This window comes from Mycolicibacterium arenosum (genome assembly GCF_024320865.1).
In the GTDB taxonomy this organism is placed as follows: domain Bacteria; phylum Actinomycetota; class Actinomycetes; order Mycobacteriales; family Mycobacteriaceae; genus Mycobacterium; species Mycobacterium arenosum.
Map to the genome: position 1 here is coordinate 504,507 of NZ_JANDBD010000001.1, position 17,387 is coordinate 521,893.

General features: G+C 69.3%; 16 protein-coding genes. 8 read left to right on the forward strand and 8 right to left on the reverse strand.

The genetic code is table 11. The features are described 5' to 3' along the window. Positions 1–53 precede the first annotated feature (53 nt). A complete protein-coding gene (locus tag NM203_RS02500; RefSeq protein WP_255058293.1) occupies positions 54–1,157 on the forward strand; it encodes an adenylate/guanylate cyclase domain-containing protein in 1,104 nt (367 codons plus the stop codon). Between the two features lie 36 nt (positions 1,158–1,193). Next, a complete protein-coding gene (locus NM203_RS02505) occupies positions 1,194–1,811 on the forward strand; it encodes a GIY-YIG nuclease family protein (RefSeq protein ID WP_255058022.1) in 618 nt (205 codons plus the stop codon). Here the strand turns inward: NM203_RS02505 and NM203_RS02510 are convergent. From NM203_RS02510 to NM203_RS02525, 4 genes are read right to left on the reverse strand one after another with little or no spacing between them, the layout of a single operon-like run. Continuing rightward, positions 1,795–3,918 (reverse strand): heavy metal translocating P-type ATPase, encoded by a 2,124-nt coding sequence (locus tag NM203_RS02510; protein ID WP_255058023.1) that lies wholly within the window; start codon positions 3,916–3,918, stop codon positions 1,795–1,797. The two genes, NM203_RS02505 and NM203_RS02510, sit on opposite strands and share 17 nt — an antisense overlap. Beyond that, positions 3,915–4,133, reverse strand: a complete 219-nt coding sequence (locus tag NM203_RS02515; RefSeq protein ID WP_255058024.1) for a heavy-metal-associated domain-containing protein — start codon at positions 4,131–4,133, stop codon at positions 3,915–3,917. The genes NM203_RS02510 and NM203_RS02515 overlap by 4 nt, the downstream gene beginning before the upstream one ends. Before the next feature lie 44 nt (positions 4,134–4,177). After that, on the reverse strand, positions 4,178–5,740 hold the full coding sequence (locus NM203_RS02520) for a class I adenylate-forming enzyme family protein (RefSeq protein WP_255058025.1): 1,563 nt from the start codon (positions 5,738–5,740) through the stop codon (positions 4,178–4,180). Next, positions 5,741–6,628 carry an AIM24 family protein gene (locus tag NM203_RS02525; RefSeq protein WP_255058026.1) on the reverse strand — a complete coding sequence of 296 codons (888 nt, stop codon included), beginning with the start codon at positions 6,626–6,628 and terminating at the stop codon, positions 5,741–5,743. It abuts the gene before it with no gap. A 91-nt stretch (positions 6,629–6,719) separates the two neighbouring features. On the opposite strand from NM203_RS02525, the gene NM203_RS02530 reads away from it, so the two are divergent. Together NM203_RS02530 and NM203_RS02535 are read left to right on the forward strand one after the other, a co-directional pair. Further along, positions 6,720–6,929, forward strand: coding sequence for a hypothetical protein (locus tag NM203_RS02530; protein WP_255058027.1), 210 nt, complete (start codon positions 6,720–6,722; stop codon positions 6,927–6,929). A 70-nt stretch (positions 6,930–6,999) separates the two neighbouring features. Continuing rightward, complete coding sequence (locus NM203_RS02535; protein ID WP_255058028.1) at positions 7,000–7,554, forward strand: ATP-binding transcription factor AbmR; 555 nt, start codon at positions 7,000–7,002, stop codon at positions 7,552–7,554. A 1-nt stretch (position 7,555) separates the two neighbouring features. Here NM203_RS02535 and NM203_RS02540 read toward each other — a convergent pair whose 3' ends face one another. The 3 genes from NM203_RS02540 to NM203_RS02550 all read right to left on the reverse strand — a co-directional run bounded on the left by NM203_RS02540 (position 7,556) and on the right by NM203_RS02550 (position 13,426). Further along, positions 7,556–9,721, reverse strand: coding sequence for a molybdopterin-containing oxidoreductase family protein (locus tag NM203_RS02540; protein ID WP_255058029.1), 2,166 nt, complete (start codon positions 9,719–9,721; stop codon positions 7,556–7,558). A 67-nt stretch (positions 9,722–9,788) separates the two neighbouring features. Next, complete coding sequence (locus NM203_RS02545; RefSeq protein WP_255058030.1) at positions 9,789–11,693, reverse strand: ABC transporter ATP-binding protein; 1,905 nt, start codon at positions 11,691–11,693, stop codon at positions 9,789–9,791. Further along, complete coding sequence (locus tag NM203_RS02550; protein ID WP_255058032.1) at positions 11,690–13,426, reverse strand: ABC transporter ATP-binding protein; 1,737 nt, start codon at positions 13,424–13,426, stop codon at positions 11,690–11,692. The genes NM203_RS02545 and NM203_RS02550 overlap by 4 nt, the downstream gene beginning before the upstream one ends. Before the next feature lie 168 nt (positions 13,427–13,594). Between NM203_RS02550 and NM203_RS02555 the strand changes: the two genes are divergently transcribed. Both NM203_RS02555 and NM203_RS02560 read left to right on the forward strand, forming a co-directional pair. Then, a complete protein-coding gene (locus NM203_RS02555; protein ID WP_255058294.1) occupies positions 13,595–14,128 on the forward strand; it encodes a DUF3558 domain-containing protein in 534 nt (177 codons plus the stop codon). Continuing rightward, positions 14,125–14,682 carry a DUF3558 domain-containing protein gene (locus NM203_RS02560; protein WP_408633282.1) on the forward strand — a complete coding sequence of 186 codons (558 nt, stop codon included), beginning with the start codon at positions 14,125–14,127 and terminating at the stop codon, positions 14,680–14,682. The genes NM203_RS02555 and NM203_RS02560 overlap by 4 nt, the downstream gene beginning before the upstream one ends. A gap of 100 nt (positions 14,683–14,782) precedes the next feature. Here the strand turns inward: NM203_RS02560 and NM203_RS02565 are convergent, their stop codons facing one another. Beyond that, positions 14,783–15,295 carry a SixA phosphatase family protein gene (locus NM203_RS02565; RefSeq protein ID WP_255058033.1) on the reverse strand — a complete coding sequence of 171 codons (513 nt, stop codon included), beginning with the start codon at positions 15,293–15,295 and terminating at the stop codon, positions 14,783–14,785. 30 nt (positions 15,296–15,325) lie between these two features. Here NM203_RS02565 and NM203_RS02570 point away from each other — a divergent pair, with 30 nt between their 5' ends. Further along, positions 15,326–15,853 (forward strand): hypothetical protein, encoded by a 528-nt coding sequence (locus NM203_RS02570; protein ID WP_255058034.1) that lies wholly within the window; start codon positions 15,326–15,328, stop codon positions 15,851–15,853. A 119-nt stretch (positions 15,854–15,972) separates the two neighbouring features. Then, on the forward strand, positions 15,973–17,346 hold the full coding sequence (locus NM203_RS02575; protein ID WP_255058035.1) for a PepSY-associated TM helix domain-containing protein: 1,374 nt from the start codon (positions 15,973–15,975) through the stop codon (positions 17,344–17,346). Positions 17,347–17,387 lie beyond the last annotated feature (41 nt).

Genomic DNA, 17,387 nt, shown 5'->3' on the forward strand with positions numbered 1-17,387 from the left:
AGCATGTTGCCGATGAGCGCTCGCGCGAAGAGCATGACGCCGAGCCGTTCGATATCGAGTCGTCGGGACTGCTCGAGGGGTTGGAGGGTGACGCCCGCGAGCAGCGTGCCGAGCTGATTCCGTGGCTGCTGGAGCGCGGGATCACGCCCGAGCAGATCGCCAACTCCTATCAGCCGATGCTGATGGCCTCCAACCGGTTCCTCGGCGACGACGGCACCCGGTACTCCGCACGCCAGATCAGCGACGCGGCCGGCCTCGATCTCGAACTGCTGAAGCGCGTGCAACGAGCCAGCGGGCTGCCCAGGTTCGACGATCCCGACACCGCGATGTACACCGGCGTCGACCGCGACGCGGCCGGCTACGCAAAGAAGTTCATGGATCTGGGCTTCCACTCCGACCAGATCGTCCTCGTGGTACAGGTGATCACCGAGGGCCTGGCCCGTGCGGCCGAGGTGATGCGATTCGCCGCGCTGGAGGCCGTCAGTCAGCCGGGCGCCACCGAACTGGATCTTGCGAAGCGCTCGGAAGCGCTGCTGCGCAACGTCTCTCCGCTGCTGGGTCCGCTCGTCGACAACATGTTGCGCCTTCAGTTGCTGCACATGATGGAGACCGAGGCCGTCAGTACCGCCGAGCGCGCGGAGGGCATGCTGCTGCCCGGCGCGCGTGACGTCACCATCGCGTTCGCCGACCTGGTCGGCTTCACCAAACTGGGCGAGGTGGTCGCGCCCGAGGACCTCGAGCGGCTGGCCCACCAGCTGACCGATCTCGCGCGGGAGGTGGCCGAGCCGCCGGTGCGCTACGTCAAGAGCATCGGTGACGAGGTCATGCTCGTCAGCACCGATCCGACGGCGATGCTCGACGCGGTGCTTGACCTCGTCGACGCGACGGAGGCCATCGAGGACTTCCCGCGGTTGCGGGTCGGAGTGGCGTCGGGTCAGGCCGTCAGCCGGGCGGGCGACTGGTTCGGCGGCGCGGTCAACCTGGCGAGCAGGGTGACCTCGGCATCGCGGCCGGGCGCCGTGCTCGTCACCGAGGCGGCGCGCGACGCCATCGGCGACGAAGAACGCTTCACCTGGTCGTTCGCCGGTGCGCGGCGCCTGAAGAACATCAAGGACGACGTTAAGCTGTTCCGCGCCCGCCGCGCCAAGAGCGGCTGATGTACGGCATCGACGTCACCTGACGCATAGTGGTGTGTGCCCAAATTCGTTGACAGGCCCGCCGAGTTCCTGGCTGCAAGGCCGTTCACGCGCGACGAGGTGTTCGCCGAGCCCTGTCCGGTCCCCGAGGGGCCGGGGCTGTACGGGTGGTGGTTCCGCGAGATCCCCGGCGACATCGACGTATCCCGCTGCGAACAACGTGACGGGCTGACGCTGCTCTACGTCGGCATCAGCCCGACCCGGCCACCCGTGGATGGGAAGCCGTCCACGAACCAGGATCTTCGCAAGCGCATCAAGTACCACTTCGGCGCCGCCAACGCCGACGCCGAGGGTTCTACGCTGCGCAAGACGCTGGGCATCCTGCTCGGCGCCGAACTCGGATTCCGGCTGCGCCGGATCGGGACGGGAAAGCGGAGGACGTTCGCCGGGGGAGAGCCGCTCCTGACGCAGTGGATGGCCGACAACGCGCTGGTGTCGTGGCTCCCGCATCCCGAACCCTGGCTCATCGAACCCAAGGTGATCGCCGCGTTCGACCTGCCGCTCAACGGCCAGGACGCGAACAAGGACAACGCCTTCTACCCCGAGTTGAAGCGGCTCCGTAAGGCCGCGATGGCCACCGCCGACAAGCAGCGCGTGCTCAAGGAGTGGTCGTAGGCCGTGACGGGGTGAAGCGTCGCAGCCGTAGGCTGTTCGTCACGACGAACACCGAACTGAAAGCCATTGCGGCACCGGCGATCATCGGGTTCAGCAAGCCGAGCGCGGCCAACGGGATCGCCGCGACGTTGTAGGCGAACGCCCAGAACAGGTTGCCCTTGATGGTGCGCAGTGTGGCACGGGACAGCCGGATCGCGTCCGGGGCGGCGCGCAGGTCGCCCGAGACGAGCGTCAGGTCCGACGCCTCGATCGCCACGTCGGTGCCGGTGCCCATCGCGAGCCCGAGATCGGCCTGGGCCAGCGCGGCGGCGTCGTTGACCCCGTCACCGACCATCGCGACGACCTTGCCCTCGGCCTGCAGTCGCTTCACGTGTTCGACCTTGTCGGCGGGCAGTACCTCGGCGACGACGGTGTCGATCCCGACCTGTCGCGCCACCGCCTCGGCCGCGCGCCGGTTGTCTCCGGTCAGCAGCACCGGGGTGAGCCCCAGCGAGCGCAGCTCCGAGATCGCCTCGGCCGCGGACTCCTTGACGGTATCGGCGACGACCACGACGCCGCTGACGGTGTCGTCGACCGCCACCCACACCGGGGTGCGGCCCAACGCCTCGGCCTGCTCGGCCGCGCGCGTCAGCTCCTGGGGCGCGGTGAGCCCACGCTCGGTAAGCCACGAAAGCCTGCCGACGGCAACGCTTCTCCCGTCCACGACACCGGTGACGCCGCGGCCACCGTGATTGGCGAAGTCGGTGACGGGCAGCGGTGCGCCGGATTCGGCCACGGCCCGCGCGATCGGGTGCTCGGAGGCGTGCTCCAGCGCGGCGGCGAGGCGCAGCGCGTCGGCGTCACCGTGAGTGTCGGTGACCGACATCCGGCCCGTCGTCACGGTGCCGGTCTTGTCCAGCACGACGGTGTCGACGCGGCGGGTCGACTCCAACACCTGCGGACCCTTGATCAGGATCCCCAGCTGTGCCCCGCGTCCGGTCCCGACCAGCAGCGCGGTCGGCGTCGCCAGGCCCAGCGCGCACGGGCACGCGATGATCAGCACCGCGATGGCCGCCGTCAGCGCCGCGGTGACCGAGCCACCCACGAGCAGCCAGCCCGCGAATGTCAGCACCGAGAGCGCCAGCACCACGGGCACGAACACCGCCGAGACCCGGTCGGCGAGACGTTGCACCTCGGCCTTGCCGCTCTGCGCGTCGCTGACCAGCCGCGCGATCTGGGCCAGCTGGGTGTCGGCCCCGACGCGGGTTGCCCGCACGCGCAGCAGCCCGCCGATGTTCACGCATCCGCCGACTACCGCGTCACCGGGACCCACCTCGACCGGGACGGACTCACCGGTCAGCATCGCCGCGTCGACCGCGGAGGCGCCGTCGGTGATGACGCCGTCGGTCGCGATCTTCTCGCCGGGACGCACCACGAACACGTCGTCAACGGCCAATTGACCGATGGGGATTCGGATCTCACCGTCGTCGCGCAGTACCGCGACGTCCTTGGCGCCCATGTCGAGCAGCGCACGCAGGGCGGCTCCCGAGCGCTTCTTGGCGCGCGCCTCGGCGAACCGGCCTGCGAGGATGAACGTCGTGACGACCGCCGCCACTTCGAGGTAGGGGTGCGGGTGTGCCGCGGTCGCGATGTCCCACACCGACCAGGCGTAGGCGGCCAGCACCCCGATCGACACCAGCGTGTCCATGGTCGCCGCGCCGTGCCGGAGGTTGGCCGCCGCGGCGCGATGGAACGGCCAGGCGCCCCAGGCCACGACGGGTGTGGTGAGTGCCAGCGCCAGCCAGCCCCAGCCGTGGAACTGCCACGCGGGCACCATCGACAGCGCGACGACGGGGATGCTGAGCAGCAGCGAGACGAGCAGGCGGGGGAGGTACGACTCCTCGGCGTGCTCGCTGTGCTCGGTGTGCACCGCCGCCGAGTAGCCCGTCGCGGCGACGGCGGCGACGAGGTCGTCGGTCGAGACGTCGTCGCCGAAGTCGACCGACGCCTGCTCCGTGGCGAAGTTCACGCTCGCCTGTACGCCGTCGATCCTGTTGAGGCGCTTCTCGATTCGCGCCGCACACGACGAGCACGTCATGCCGTCGATGTCGAGGGTGACGGTACTCATCCGGCTTGGCTGCTCGCTCCGCTCGCGACGGCATAACCAGCGTCCTCGATCGCCTCGGTGACCGCCGTCTGGCTCGGGGTGCCGCTGATGCGCACCACCGAACCCGCGAGGTCGACGTCGACGTCGGTGACACCGGGCAGTGTCGCTACCGCGGACGTGATAGCGCTCACGCAGTGCGCGCAACTCATGCCGTGGACTTCCAGAACCATGCTCATGTCGCCGAGTATATACCCATAGGGGGTATGGGTAGGTGTGTTTCCTATCGCACTGCGAACGACCGCGCCAACGCCTTCTTGTCGACCTTCTCGCCGGCGAGCGTGGGCAGCGGATCGGCGCGGATCTCCCAGCGGGTCGGGATCGCGAAATACGAGAGCATCCCCGTGACGTGCTGACGCAACTCGCCGGCCGTCAGTCCCGCCTCCGCCCGGCCCACCACGACGGCGACCAGTTCCTCGCCGAGATCCGGATGCGGAACGCCGAGCGCCGCGACTTCGACCACGTCGGGATGGCTGGCGATCGCCGCCTCGACGTGCGGGCACGCGATGTTCTCGCCACCGCGGATCACGACGTCCTTGGCCCGGCCGTCGATGAACAGATAGCCGTCGTCGGTGAGGTGCCCGAGGTCGCCGGTGTGCAGCCAGCCGTCGCCGTCGACGGTCTGATCGTCGGGCAACCCCGCGTAGCCGTTCATGACGGTGGGCGAGCGCGCGATGACCTCGCCCACCCCGGCCGCGTCGGGGTTCGCGATGCGCAGTTCGACGACGCCGTACGGTCTGCCGACGGTGCCGGGGTGCAGCTCCATATCGCGCGCGTCGCCCGCGGTGAGGAACCCGCCGGCCTCGGTCATGCCCCAGGTGTTGCTCAGTCCCCGGCGGTGCAGGTTCGGCAGCTTGGTCCGGATCCGGTCGAGCAGGTCGGTGGTGACGGGGGCGCCACCGAGCGGCCACGACTTCAAGCTCGACAGGTCGAAGGTGTCGAAGTCGGGGTGTGCCAGCAGTCGCACCGCCATCGTCGGAACGGCACCCCAGATCTGGATGCGCTCGCGTTCGATGAGCGACATCACCTCTGCGGCGTCGAATCGACCCTCCGCCATCACGATTCGGCCACCCGTGAGGAAGTGGGTGAGCAGGCTGGACAGCCCGCCGACGTGGAACATCGGCGTGGTGGCCAGGCTGACGGCCTGCGGCGACTCGTCGTCGAGCAGATGCGGGAAGCGGCCGTTGCGCGCCAGGATGTTGTGCTGGTTGGCGATCACGGCACGCCGAGACAGCTCAACGGCTTTCGGCATCCCCGAACTGCCGGAGGTGAAGAGCACCAGGGCGGTGTCATCGGCGGCGGTGACCGGCACCGGCGGCGCGGCGGCGCGGGTGTCGAACGCGGCCGACAGCTCGCTCAGCGGTGTGAATGCGACGTCGGCCCCGAAAGCGCTGTCGCCGAACACGTGTCGCGGTGTAAGCAGGTGTGCCGCGTGCTCGATCTCGGCCGTGCTCCACCACCGGTTGGCCAGCACCGGCACCGCGCCGTGCAGCCACGCCGCCCACAGCGCGACGATCCACTCGGGGCTGTTGTACCCGAACACCACCACGCGGTCGCCGGCGCCGATGCCGCGGTCGGCGAACATCCCGCGCGCGGCGTCGACGGCCGACCGGAAGCCGGCGTAGGTCACCCTGCGGTCGCCGTGAACCAGGAACGTGCGGTCGGTCCAGACGTCGGTGCCCGTGATGAGCTGCTCGAACGTCGTCGGCCCGCCGTCGTAGAGGAGGCCGGCGTGACCGCCGTACAACCCCCGGTGGACGCCCTGGCTCCAGATCTCCCCCGGCACCTACTGGCCCGGGATCCGGATGCCCTCGGAGGGCTGGACGATGACGAATCCCTGGCCGTGGAACGAGACCTGCATCGCCTCGCCGGAGCCGCGGCCGATCAGCGCCGCCGCCTTGACGCTCGTCTTCAGTGCGGTCTGCAGGTTCGCCGACCACGCGACGACGGCGTTGGTGTCGACGAACGTCGGCGCCTCGGCCGCATTGAGCACCACCGGCGGTCCGTCGGTGGTGATGGCGACCCAGCCGGTGCCGCGCAGGGTGGTGTTGAACAGGCCGCCGGTGGCGATGCTGCCACCCTTCACCCGCTCGATGTTCCAGTCGAGGCTCTGCGAGAAGGCGAGCACGTTCTTGCCGCTGATCGACAGCCCCGAGTTCGTCAGGTTCAGCAGGTGGACGTCGTGCGCCAGCTCGGCGAGGAAGACGTCCCCCTGGCCCTCGCACCGCATGAGCGGGAGCCCCTCGCCGGTGAGGGCCTTCTTCAGGAACTTGCCCGCGCCGCCGGCGCCCTCGTACGCGAAGTCGACGTTGCCCTGATAGGCGACCATCGACCCCTGCCGTGCCATGAACGGCTCGCCGAGGCGCACGCGCAGCAGCTTGGAATTCTGGTTCGCGATCGCCTTGGCCTCCTTCTCACTGAACCGGCCGTCGACGAGGTCGCCGCTGATTCCGGAGAACCCGTCACCGGCGGGCTGGCCCATCGGCTGTGCCTGGTGCTGGGACGCCTGCGGAGCCTGCGGGGCCTGCGGGGCCTGCGGCGGCGGGCCGAGCGGTGCGGTGGAGATCTGGCCCTGATGCGACACCTGATCGGTCCAGCGCTGGCCGTCGAACCAGCGGTACTCGAACCGACCCTCGGGGTCGGGCTGCCAACTGCCTTGTCCGGGTCCGCTCACGTTCGCTCCTCGAAATGGTCGTTCGCGCCGATACCGGAGAACACTATGGCAACCGGGTGAACTTGCGGGTCGGCGCTGGCATCCTGACTGCATGTCCAATGAAATCGACCCGGTCCGCGCCAAGAGCGCGCTGGCGGTCATCAAGCAGCATCCCGGCATGGTGCTGTTCCTCGCCGCACCCGCACTGATCCTGGTCGGCGTGGTCGGGGTCTTCGCGGGGGCGGGGTGGGCGACGCTGCTGTTCCTGGCGTTCCTGCTGGGCGGTGGATTCGCCGTCTATTCGGGCGTCAAGCGTCGCTGATCGGACGTCCCGCGTTCGCTCTGGGAGAGAACTACGTCTCACTGCGTTGTAACGGTGTAATCATGTAATCATGAAGCCACATCATCACCGCGGCCGCCCCGGCGGCTGGCAGCAGTCACAGCAGCCCGACGCGTCCACCGCGCCGGACTGGATCGCCGGGCGCCTGCCCGAGAACTGGTTCGACGGCGACCCCGACGTCGTCGTCGACCGCGAGGAGATCACCGTCATCGGACGCCTCCCCGACGCCGAGGGCGAGAGCGAGGCCAGGGCGTCCGGCCGCGCGGCCCGATTCCGCGAGGAGACGCGCTCGGAGCGCATGAGAATCGCCGATGAGGCGGAGCATCGCTACGGACGAAAGGTCGCATGGGGCGTGGATGTCGGAGAGGGTGAGTCGGCTGAGCGGATCCTGTTCACCCACATCGCCGTTCCGGTCATGACCCGGCTCAAGCAACCCGAGCGCCGGGTTCTCGACACACTGGTGGACGCCGGGGTGGCGCGGTCGCGGTCGGATGCGATCGTGTGGTCGGTCAAGCTCGTCGGCGAGCACGCCGACGAGTGGCTCGGCAAGCTGCGCGAGGCGATGTCGGCGGTCGACGACGTACGCGCCGAAGGCCCCGGCGTCTAAATCACGGGTCGACGCGCTCCACGCCGACGTAGGTGGAGCTCAACGTCGACGTCTGCGACAGCGGGTCGACCTCGTCGCCGACCAGCAGGTTGCGATTGACGCCGAACGACTGCGGTTCGGCGCCGCCGCGCGGGTCGAAGATCCGCGACCCCCACCCGTGGTCGACGACCACCAGGCCGCGACGCGGGCGGTCGCTGAGCACCGCGGCGAGTTCCACCTCGCCGATGGGGGAGAACACCCGAACCCGGTCGCCAGCCGCGATGCCCAGCTCGGCGGCGTCCGCGGTGTTGATGAGGACGTCGTTGCGCTTGCCCGAGCGATGCAGTCCGGGTAGCTCGTTGAGCCAGGAGTTCATCGAGTGCCGATTGCGCCGATTGCCCAGCTGGAACGGATAGCCGTCGGGGGCGGTCGCGCCGGGTTCGGCCAGCAGTTCGCGTGCGCGCGCGACGAATTCGGGCGGTGCCGCGTGGACTCGCTTGTCGGCGGTGCGCAACGCGCCCCTGAAGTGCCCGAACTCGCGCGGTCCCAGCACGATGCCGTGCGGGTTCGCCATCAGATCGCGCCAGGTGAGTCTGCGGCCGTTGTACTTTCGGGACATCCGCACGAACAGTCGGTCCAACCAGTCCGGACTGAACGCGAGGCCGGGCCGACGGGTCGCCGCCGCCACCCGTCGACTGGCCCTGATGAAGCCGTTGAGGCCGCGCGCCCCGAACAGCGGTCGACGCATCGCTATCGCGAGGTCGACGAACATCCGCCATTCGGGGCGGGTGTCCGGCGGTGGCTCAACGACTTTCGCGCCGTACTGGACGAACGGCTCGTCGTGCATGTTGCTGGTGAAGGCCAGCAGGTCGGCGCGTTCCAGCCAGTGCTGGGCGGGCAGCAGCCAATGCGCGTGCCGATGACTCTCGCGCTGGACGAGATCGACGACGACCAGCAGGTCCAGCTGCGCCAGCGCCCGGTCGAGCTTCGCGCCGTCGGGGCCGGAGATCACCGGGTTGCCGCAGTTGATCAGCATCGCGCGGATCTGGCCGGGTCCGGGAGTCAGGATCTCGTCGGGCAACTCGGCGAGCGCGTGCGCGCCCGCCACCATCTCCCGACCCGCCACGCGGCTGACGTGTGGCTTCGTCTTCGCCAGTTCGGCCAGGCGCAGCGCGTCGAAGTAACCGGGCTCGAATCGGCGGCCACCCGGCCGGTCCATCCGCCCGGTGATGACGTTGAGTACCTGGCCGAGCCATTCGCCGACCGTGCCCGCGGCGTGCAGCGAGATGCCGGTGCGGGTGACCACCATGGCGCGGCGAGCGGTGGCGAAGTCGCGCGCGGTCCGTTCGATCACGGTGCGGTCGAGGCCGCAGCGAGTGGACAGGTCGTCGAGATCGGCCTCGGCGACGAGGGCCCGCAGGTCGTCGACGCCGGTCGCGAGGTCGCGGCAGTCGGTGGTGTGTTCGAGCCGCTCGTCGAGGATCACCTTAACCACGGCCAGCAGCAGCGCCCAGTCCTGGCCCGGCCGAACCGCGAGGTGCACGTCGGCCTTCTCCGCCGACTCCGTGCGCACCGGGTCGACGACGACGATCGTCGCGCCCTCCCGTTGCCGGTTCAATGCCCGCTGCCACCCGCCGGGCACGGTCTCGAGCCAATTCCAGGCGCTGACAGCGGGATTGGTGCCGATCAACAGGAAGTAGTCGCAGTTGTCGACATCGGAGACGGGCACCATCAGGGCGGAGCCGAACATGGCCTCGGCGACGACGTGGAGCGCGTTCTGGTCGACCGACCCGACGGCGAAGCGGCTGCGGGTGCCGATGGCGTCCATCCAGGCGCTCATGAACATCACGTTGGACGACGAGTGTCCCGACGGATTGCCGTAGTACGCACCGATGGCGTCGGGTCCGTCGGCGTCGATCAGGGCGTTCATCCGATCGGCGATATCGCGGATCGCCTCATCCCAGGTGGCCTCGACGTAACCGTCGCCGACCCGCCGCATGGGGGCGAGGATGCGGCGCGGATGCTCGACGAGCTGGTTGGCGGTGCGGCCCTTGGCGCAGAAGTCGTGCCAGCTGTGCGGGTTCTGCTTGTCGGGTGCGATCTTCGTGATGCGGTTGCCCTCGACCGTGACCTCGAGGCCGCACGATGCCATGCAGTAGCGGCAGAAGGTGTGCACGGTGGAGGTCACGCCCTCATGCTGCCGCACGCCCAGCAGTCACACGCCCGAACGTGATTGAGCACCCCGCTCACTTCATTCACGCATTGACCATCGCCCAGTACTCGCCGCGGCGGGCGAGCAGTTCGTCGTGCGTGCCGCGTTCGACGATGCGGCCCGCCTCGACGACGAGGATCAGGTCGGCGTCGCGAATCGTGGACAGCCGGTGCGCGATGATGAAACTCGTCCGGTCGCGGCGCAGTTCGGCGGTGGCCAGCTGGATCAGCAGCTCGGTGCGGGTGTCGACCGAGCTGGTGGCCTCGTCGAGGATCAGCAGCCGCGGCTGCGCGAGGATCGCCCTGGCGATGGTGATGAGCTGCTTCTCGCCGGCACTGATGTTGCCGCCGTCGTCGTTAACCCGTGTCTCGTATCCGTCTGGCAGGGTGTGCACGAACCGGTCGACGTGCGCGGCCGTCGCGGCCTCGATGACCTCGGCCTCGGTCGCGTCGGGCCGACCGTAGGCGATGTTGTCGTAGATGGTGCCGCCGAACAGCCAGGTGTCCTGCAGCACCATGCCGATGCCGGAGCGCAACTCGTGCCGGTCCATGTCCGCGATGTCGACGCCGTCGATCAGGATGCGGCCCTCGTCGACCTCGTAGAACCGCATCAGCAGGTTGACCAGCGTGGTCTTGCCCGCACCGGTCGGCCCGACGATGGCGACGGTGCTGCCCGGTTCGGCGACGAACGACAGGTCCTCGATGATCGGCGTACCGGGGCGGTAGGCGAACTCGACGTGCTCGAACTCCACTCGGCCCGCGAACGGCTGGGCCCGCGGCGTCGGCGGCACCGGGTCGGGCCGCTGCTCGTCGGCGTCCAGCAGGTCGAAGACCCTTTCGGCACTGGCGATCCCGGACTGCATGGTGTTGTACATGGCCGCAACCTGGGTGAGCGGCTGGTTGAACTGGCGCACGTACTGGATGAACGCCTGGATGCTGCCCAATGTTATCTGTCCGGTGGCGACCTGGATGCCGCCGACCACCGCCACGGCGACGTAGCTGACGTTCCCGATGAACGTCGTTGCCGGCCCGACCAATCCGGACAGGAACTGGGCACCGAAACTGGCGCGGTACACGTCGCCGTTCAACTCGCTGAACTTCTTCTCGGCGATCTCCCGGTGGCCGAACGTCTTCACCACGGTGAAACCGCTGTACGTCTCCTCGATGTGGGCGTTGAGTCGCCCGGTGTTGCGCCACTGGTCGATGAACAGTTTCTGGCTGCGTCGCGCGATGGTCCGCGTCGCCAGCAGCGACAGCGGCACGGTGAGCACCGTGATGAGGGCCAGCAGCGGGGAGATCGTCAGCATCATCACGAACACCGCGATCACGGTCAGCACCGAGGTGAGCAGTTGGCTGATGGTCATCGTCAACGACTGCTGGATGTTGTCGACGTCGTTGGTGACGCGGCTGAGCACCTCGCCGCGTTGCCGGGTGTCGAAGTAGGACAGTGGAAGTCGATGGACCTTGTCCTCGACGTCGGAGCGCAGGGCGACCATGGTCCGCTGCACGGTGACGTTGAGCAGTCGGGCCTGGACCCAGATCATCAGTGCGGCGATGAGGTAGAGGCCGAGTGCGAGCAGCAGCGTCCGCGCGATCGCGGCGAAGTCGACACCGTAGCCGGGAATGACGTTCATCCCGGACAGAAGGTCGGCGAACTGGCCGTCGCCGCGGGCCCTGGCCGCCTCGACGGCCTGCTCCTTGGTGAGGCCCAACGGCAGTTCGCGGCCGATGACGCCGTTGAACAGCAGATCGGTGGCGTGTCCGAGCACGCGCGGGCCGATCACCCCGATCGCGATCCCGCCGATGCCGAGCAGCAGCACCATCGCGGTGAGGGTGCGTTGCGGCGTGAGGCGTTTGACGAGGCGCAGCGCCGAGCCGCGGAAGTCCTTGGAGCGCTGCGTCGGTGCGTTCATCGCACCGCCGATCGGGCGGTTCATCGGTCCGCTCATCGCGCGTCTCCTACGGCGATGGACTGAGAGTCGGCGAACTCCGCGTAGATGGCGCAGTCGGCGAGCAGCGTCTGGTGGGTGCCGACGCCGACGACCGCGCCGTCGTCGATAACGACTACCTGGTCGGCTTCGGCGACCGTCGAAATGCGTTGGGACACCACGATCACCGTCGCGTCGGCGGAGGCCTCGCGCAGCGCCGCTCGCACCCGCGCGTCGGTCCGGACGTCCAGTGCGGAGAAGGCGTCGTCGAACAGGTAGACGGTCGGCCGTCGGATCACTGCACGGGCGATGGCCAGGCGCTGCCGCTGCCCGCCGGAGAAGTTGATGCCGCCCTGCGCGACGGGCATGTCGAGGCCGTCCGGGTGCGCGGACACGAAGTCGTCGGCCGCCGCGACCCGCAGCGCCGCCCACATCTCCTCGTCGTCGGCGTCGGACTTGCCGAACCGCAGGTTCTCGGCCACCGTGCCCGAGAACAGGTAACCGCGCTGCGGGACGAGGCCGATCGTCGACCAGAGACGTTCGATCTCGTAGTCGCGAACGTCGATGCCGTCGATCCGGATCGCGCCGCCGGTGACATCGAACAGCCGGCAGATCAGCGAGACCAGCGTCGACTTGCCGGAACCCGTCGAGCCGACGATCGCCGTGGTGCTGCCGGGGCGCGCGGTCAGCGAGATGCCCTGCAGCACAGGCCGATCGGCACCCGGATAGCTGAACGTCACGTCGTCGAGTTCCACCCGTCCGGTGACGGTGGCGGGCGCAACCGGCTTCGGTGGGCTCGCGATCGCGGGGTCGGTGTGCAGCACGGCGGTGATGCGCTCGGCGCAGACCGATGCCCGCGGCAGGATCACCAGGATGATCGTCGCCAGCAGTACCGACATCAGGATCTGCATGAAGTAGCTCAGGAACGCGATGAGCGAGCCCACCTGCATCCGGCCATCGTCGATGCGCATCCCGCCGAACCAGATGAGCGCCACGCTGGACACGTTGATGACCAGCGTCGTGACCGGCAGCATGAGCGCCTGCCAGCGCCCGACGGCCAGCGCGGTGTCGGACAGCTGCTGGCTCGCCGCGCCGAAGCGCGCCCGTTCCTTCGCCTCACGGGCGAACGCCCTGATCACCCGAATACCCGAGAGTTGTTCTCGCATCACCCGGTTGATGTTGTCGATGAGGCCCTGCATCGAGCGGAACAGCGGCAGCAGGTGCGAGATGATCCAGTAGTTGGCGATCGCGAGAACCGGGACGCTGACCAGCAGCAGCCACGACAGTCCGGCGTCCTGGTGCACGGCCATCGCGATACCGCCCACGCACATGATCGGCGCGGTGATCAGCATGGTGCACGTCATCTGCACCAGAAGCTGGATCTGCTGGACGTCGTTGGTGGTGCGGGTGAGCAGGGTCGGCGCGCCGAATCGCGCCGCCTCCGCGGCCGAGAGTCCGGTGACGTGGTGGAAGACGGCCGAGCGCAGGTCGCGTCCGAAGCCCATGCCCGCCCGCGATCCGAAGTACACCGCGCCGACGGCGCAGACGACCTGACCACCGGTGACCGCGAGCATGAGCAGTCCGAGTTCGGTGATCCTGCCGGTGTCACCCCTGGCGACGCCGTCGTCGATGATCGCCGCGTTGATCGTCGGCAGGTACAGCGAGGCCAGCGTGCTGACCAACTGCAGCGCGGCGACGACGGTGAGCAAGCTGCGGTACGGCCGCGCGTACTGTCGCAGCAGGCCGGAGAGCATCTCGTAACTGTCGCACACCAACCTGCTCGCCCCGTGTCGGGACGCGGTCCGGAGCCGGTGACGAAAAGGCCAGGTCAGTCGGCATGTCTGCGAGCCTTCTCACGGGCTGCCGCTACAGTTGCGGGCGTGATTGGACGACGCGCCGACTGCAGCAGGCGCAACGCGAAGATGCTGTTCGCGGCGGGCGTGGCGCTGCTCCCGCTACTCGCCGCCTGTTCATCGGACTCCGGGGATTCGGGTGGGCCCGACGTGCCGCAGAGCGAGGAGCCGCAGGGAAGCATCAAGCACGGCCCGTTCTTCCCCGAGTGCGGTGGTGTCAGTGACGACGAGATCTCCGCGCAGACGCAGGTGCCCGGACTGGTGAACACGGCCAAGACCTCCGTCGGCTGCCAGTGGTTGGCGGGCGGCCAGATCACCGGGCCGCACTTCTCGTTCTCCTGGTACCGCGGCAGCCCGATCGGTCGTGAGCGCAAGACCATGGAGTTGACGCGGACGAGCGTGGAGGACATCAACATCGAGGGTCACGACGGCTTCATCGGCTACACCGACAGTCCGCCTCTCGGCGTCGCCCTGTGCGAGGTCGGCATCCAGTTCGACGACGATTTCATCGAGTGGTCGATCAGCTTCGACCGCCAGCCCTTTCCCGACGCGTGTGAGGTCGCCAAGGAACTCACCCGCCAGTCGATCGTGAACTCCAAGTGAGCGCGCGCTCCGGCCGACGCGTGACCGCGGCGGTGCTGGCGGTGCTCGCCGCGGCGACGCTGGCCACCGGGTGTGGTCGCACGGTCGAGGGAACCGCGACGAAGGCGGGGACCGGTGACGTCGCCCGCAACGACGACTCCGAGCGCAAGTACCCCAACCTGCTCAAGGAGTGCGACGTCCTGACGACGGACATCCTCGCCGAGACGGTGGGTGCCGACCCGCTGGACATCCAGAGCACGTTCGTGGGCGCGATCTGCCGGTGGCAGGCGCTGAACCCCGCCGGGCTGATCGACATCACCCGCTTCTGGTTCGAGCAGGGCAGTCTCGACAACGAGCGGCAGGTCGCCCAGGAACTGCAGTATCAGATCGAGGACCGCAGGATCAACGGCGTCGACTCGATCATCATGAAGACCTCCGATGCCAACGGCGGATGCGGTGTCGCGAGCGACGCGGCGGGTGCCGTCGGCTGGTGGGTCAACCCGCAGGCGCCGGGTATCGACGCGTGCGGCATGGCGACCAAGCTGATGGAGCTGACGCTCAACACCAACAGCTAGCAATTCAACGCCGACGAGCGCTTGCGCGAGGAGAATTCAACGCCGACGAGGGCTTGCGCGAGGAGAATTCAACGCCGACGAGCGCTTGCGCGAGGAGAATTCAACGCGGCACGTGGAACGCGACCAGCGTCGCGCTGCGCGGCTCGAGCCGCTGCCACGGTTGGTCGGTCCGCAGCACGGCCAGCGCCGACGTCGGGTACTTCAGCGACATCGCCTCGAACGCGGCGTCGTCTCCGCTGCCCGCGAGGCCGAGAGCCAGTTGCGAGGTGGTCGGTTCGTGCCCGACGACCAGCAGCGTGCGGACGTCGATGCCGAACAGGTCGTCGACGCCGTTGATCACCTCCAGCGTGATCCCCGGCGACGAGTCGTACAACCGGTCGACGAACTGCGTCGGCGCCTCGACACCCGTGCGGGCCAGGGTCTGCCGGGTGCGGGTCGCCGTCGAACACAGCACGGCGTCGATCGCGGGTGCGTTGGCCCGAAGCCAGTCACCGGCCAGTCCGGCCTCGCGTTCCCCGCGCGGCGCCAGCGGCCGCTCGTGGTCGCCGACGCCATCCGGATAGCCCGACTTGGCGTGACGTAGCAGCACCAACGTGCGCTCACTCGTGCTCACCCCCGTCACGGTAGCCGGTACGGTTCACCCGTGACCGCCGCACGAACGAAGGCCGCGCAGCTGCGCGGCGTGTTCGTCGGCGCGATATCCGGAGTGACCGCCGTCGCCGGACACGGCCTCGGCGGCGCCCATCTCCCCGGCAGCGCCGCCGTCCTGCTCGTCGTGCTGTGCTCCGCCGTCGCGGGGGCCGCCGCGTCCGCCGCCGTGGTCCGTCGCGTGCCGATCGTCGTCGCCTGCCTGCTGCTGGGCCAGGTGCTCGGGCACTTGCTGCTGGGCGTCGCGTCGGAGCACGCGCACGCGACGCAGTGGTCGGCGGCGATGGTGTGCGCGCACCTCTGCGCCGCCCTCTGCGCCGCCGCCCTGATCTGTACCGCCGAGCGCCTGTTCGCGGCGGTCGCGGTTGCGGTGTGGCGGCTGGTTCTCGTCCTCGTCGCGCTGCGCGATTCGGCGCACCGCCGTCCGATCCTCACCCGCTGGGGCGTCGCAGCCCTCGCCGCCCGCCCCGACGTCGGCTGCGGCCGCGTCACCCGGGGTCCGCCGGCGCTCGCCGCCGCGTAACACCGCCGCACCTCCACCACACCGGACGCACCCCGATGCCGTCCGGCGTTCGCCGTTGCGTGTGCCCGCATCGGGCCGCGACGGCGCCAGCCACGTTCACGAAAACGAAACGAGCTTGCATGTCCTCATCGTCTCCATCCCTGTCCACCCCCGACGACCCCGCGCTCGCATCCTCGATGCCGGCACAGCGCGGCCCCCTTCCGCTGCTGCGGCGCCTGCACTTCTACGCAGGCGTCCTGGTGGCACCGTTCATCCTGATCGCCGCCGTCACCGGCGCGCTCTACGCCGTCGCCCCGACCGTCGAGCGATTCGTGTACGGCGACATCCTCTCCGTCACCCCGGCGGGGGATGCGCTTCCCCTCACCGCCCAGGCCGAGGCCGCCGGGGCTGCGGTACCCGACCTGCAGATGTCGGGGGTCCGCCCGGCCGCGGACCCGCACGCCGCGACGCGGGTGATGTTCACCGACCCCGATCTCGGCGAGGAGTTCGCCCGCGCCGTGTTCGTCGACCCGTATTCCGGCCGGGTGCTCGGGCAGGAGCCGACGTGGTTCGGCTATCTGCCGGTGAGCACCTGGCTCGACGGCCTGCACCGACACCTGCAACTGGGTGAGCCCGGCCGCGTCTACAGCGAGTTGGCGGCCTCCTGGCTGTGGGTGGTGGCGCTCGGCGGCGCCGTCCTGTGGTGGGCCAGGCGCCGTCGGAGCAGGCTGTTGCTGCCCGACCGTTCGACGACGGGCCGGCTGCGCACGCTCAACTGGCACGCGGTCGTCGGGCTGTGGATCCTGCCGATGCTGCTGTTCCTGTCCGCCACCGGGATCACCTGGTCGACCTACGCGGGTGAGTGGGTGTCGGATCTGCGGGCCCACTTCGCCTGGGAGCGCCCGCAACTCGACACGGCGGCCGTCGGCGGTCACGACGATCACGGTGCCTCGAGTGGCCACCGGGGCGACGGCCCCGTCGATCTCGACGCGGTGGTGCGGGCGGCCAACGGTGTCGGCGTCGACGCCCCGCTCGAACTCACCCTGCCCGCGACGCCCGGAGACTCCGTCGGGGTCACCGAGATCGACGAGCCGTACCGCCTGACCACCGACGCGGCCGCGGTCGACCCGGCGACGCTGCAGGTGACGAGCGTCGTCGATTACGCCCGCGACTACTCGACGATCGCGAAGCTCGCCGACTGGGGGATCCGGATGCACATGGGCTTCCTGTTCGGGTGGCTCAACCAACTCCTGCTGTTCGGTATCGCGGTGGCGCTGGTGACGGTCATCGTTCGCGGCTACCGCATGTGGTGGCAGCGCAGGCCGACGCGGGGGACGCAGTGGGCGGTCGGGAGGCCGCCGGTGCGCGGGTTCCTGCGCAGGCAGCATCCGGCGGTGCTCGGGGCGCTGACCGTGGGTGCGGTGGCCGTCGGGGTCGTCCTGCCGCTGCTCGGCATCAGCCTCGCGGCGTTCCTGGTGCTCGACGCGATCGTCGGGCGGGTGAGGGCCGGCTAGCCACATGCCGAGTGAGGTCCGCGGACTTGTCGGTCCGCGGA

What these genes read in the sequence shown, in the direction of transcription:
- NM203_RS02510 (WP_255058023.1), bottom strand. Translation starts at nt 3,918, where the DNA reads ATGAGTACCGTCACCCTCGACATCGACGGCATGACGTGCTCGTCGTGT.
- NM203_RS02515 (WP_255058024.1), bottom strand. Translation starts at nt 4,133, where the DNA reads ATGAGCATGGTTCTGGAAGTCCACGGCATGAGTTGCGCGCACTGCGTG.
- NM203_RS02530 (WP_255058027.1), top strand. Translation starts at nt 6,720, where the DNA reads ATGTCCAATGAAATCGACCCGGTCCGCGCCAAGAGCGCGCTGGCGGTC.
- NM203_RS02535 (WP_255058028.1), top strand. Translation starts at nt 7,000, where the DNA reads ATGAAGCCACATCATCACCGCGGCCGCCCCGGCGGCTGGCAGCAGTCA.
- NM203_RS02545 (WP_255058030.1), bottom strand. Translation starts at nt 11,693, where the DNA reads ATGAGCGGACCGATGAACCGCCCGATCGGCGGTGCGATGAACGCACCG.
- NM203_RS02550 (WP_255058032.1), bottom strand. Translation starts at nt 13,426, where the DNA reads ATGCTCTCCGGCCTGCTGCGACAGTACGCGCGGCCGTACCGCAGCTTG.
- NM203_RS02555 (WP_255058294.1), top strand. Translation starts at nt 13,595, where the DNA reads ATGCTGTTCGCGGCGGGCGTGGCGCTGCTCCCGCTACTCGCCGCCTGT.
- NM203_RS02575 (WP_255058035.1), top strand. Translation starts at nt 15,973, where the DNA reads ATGTCCTCATCGTCTCCATCCCTGTCCACCCCCGACGACCCCGCGCTC.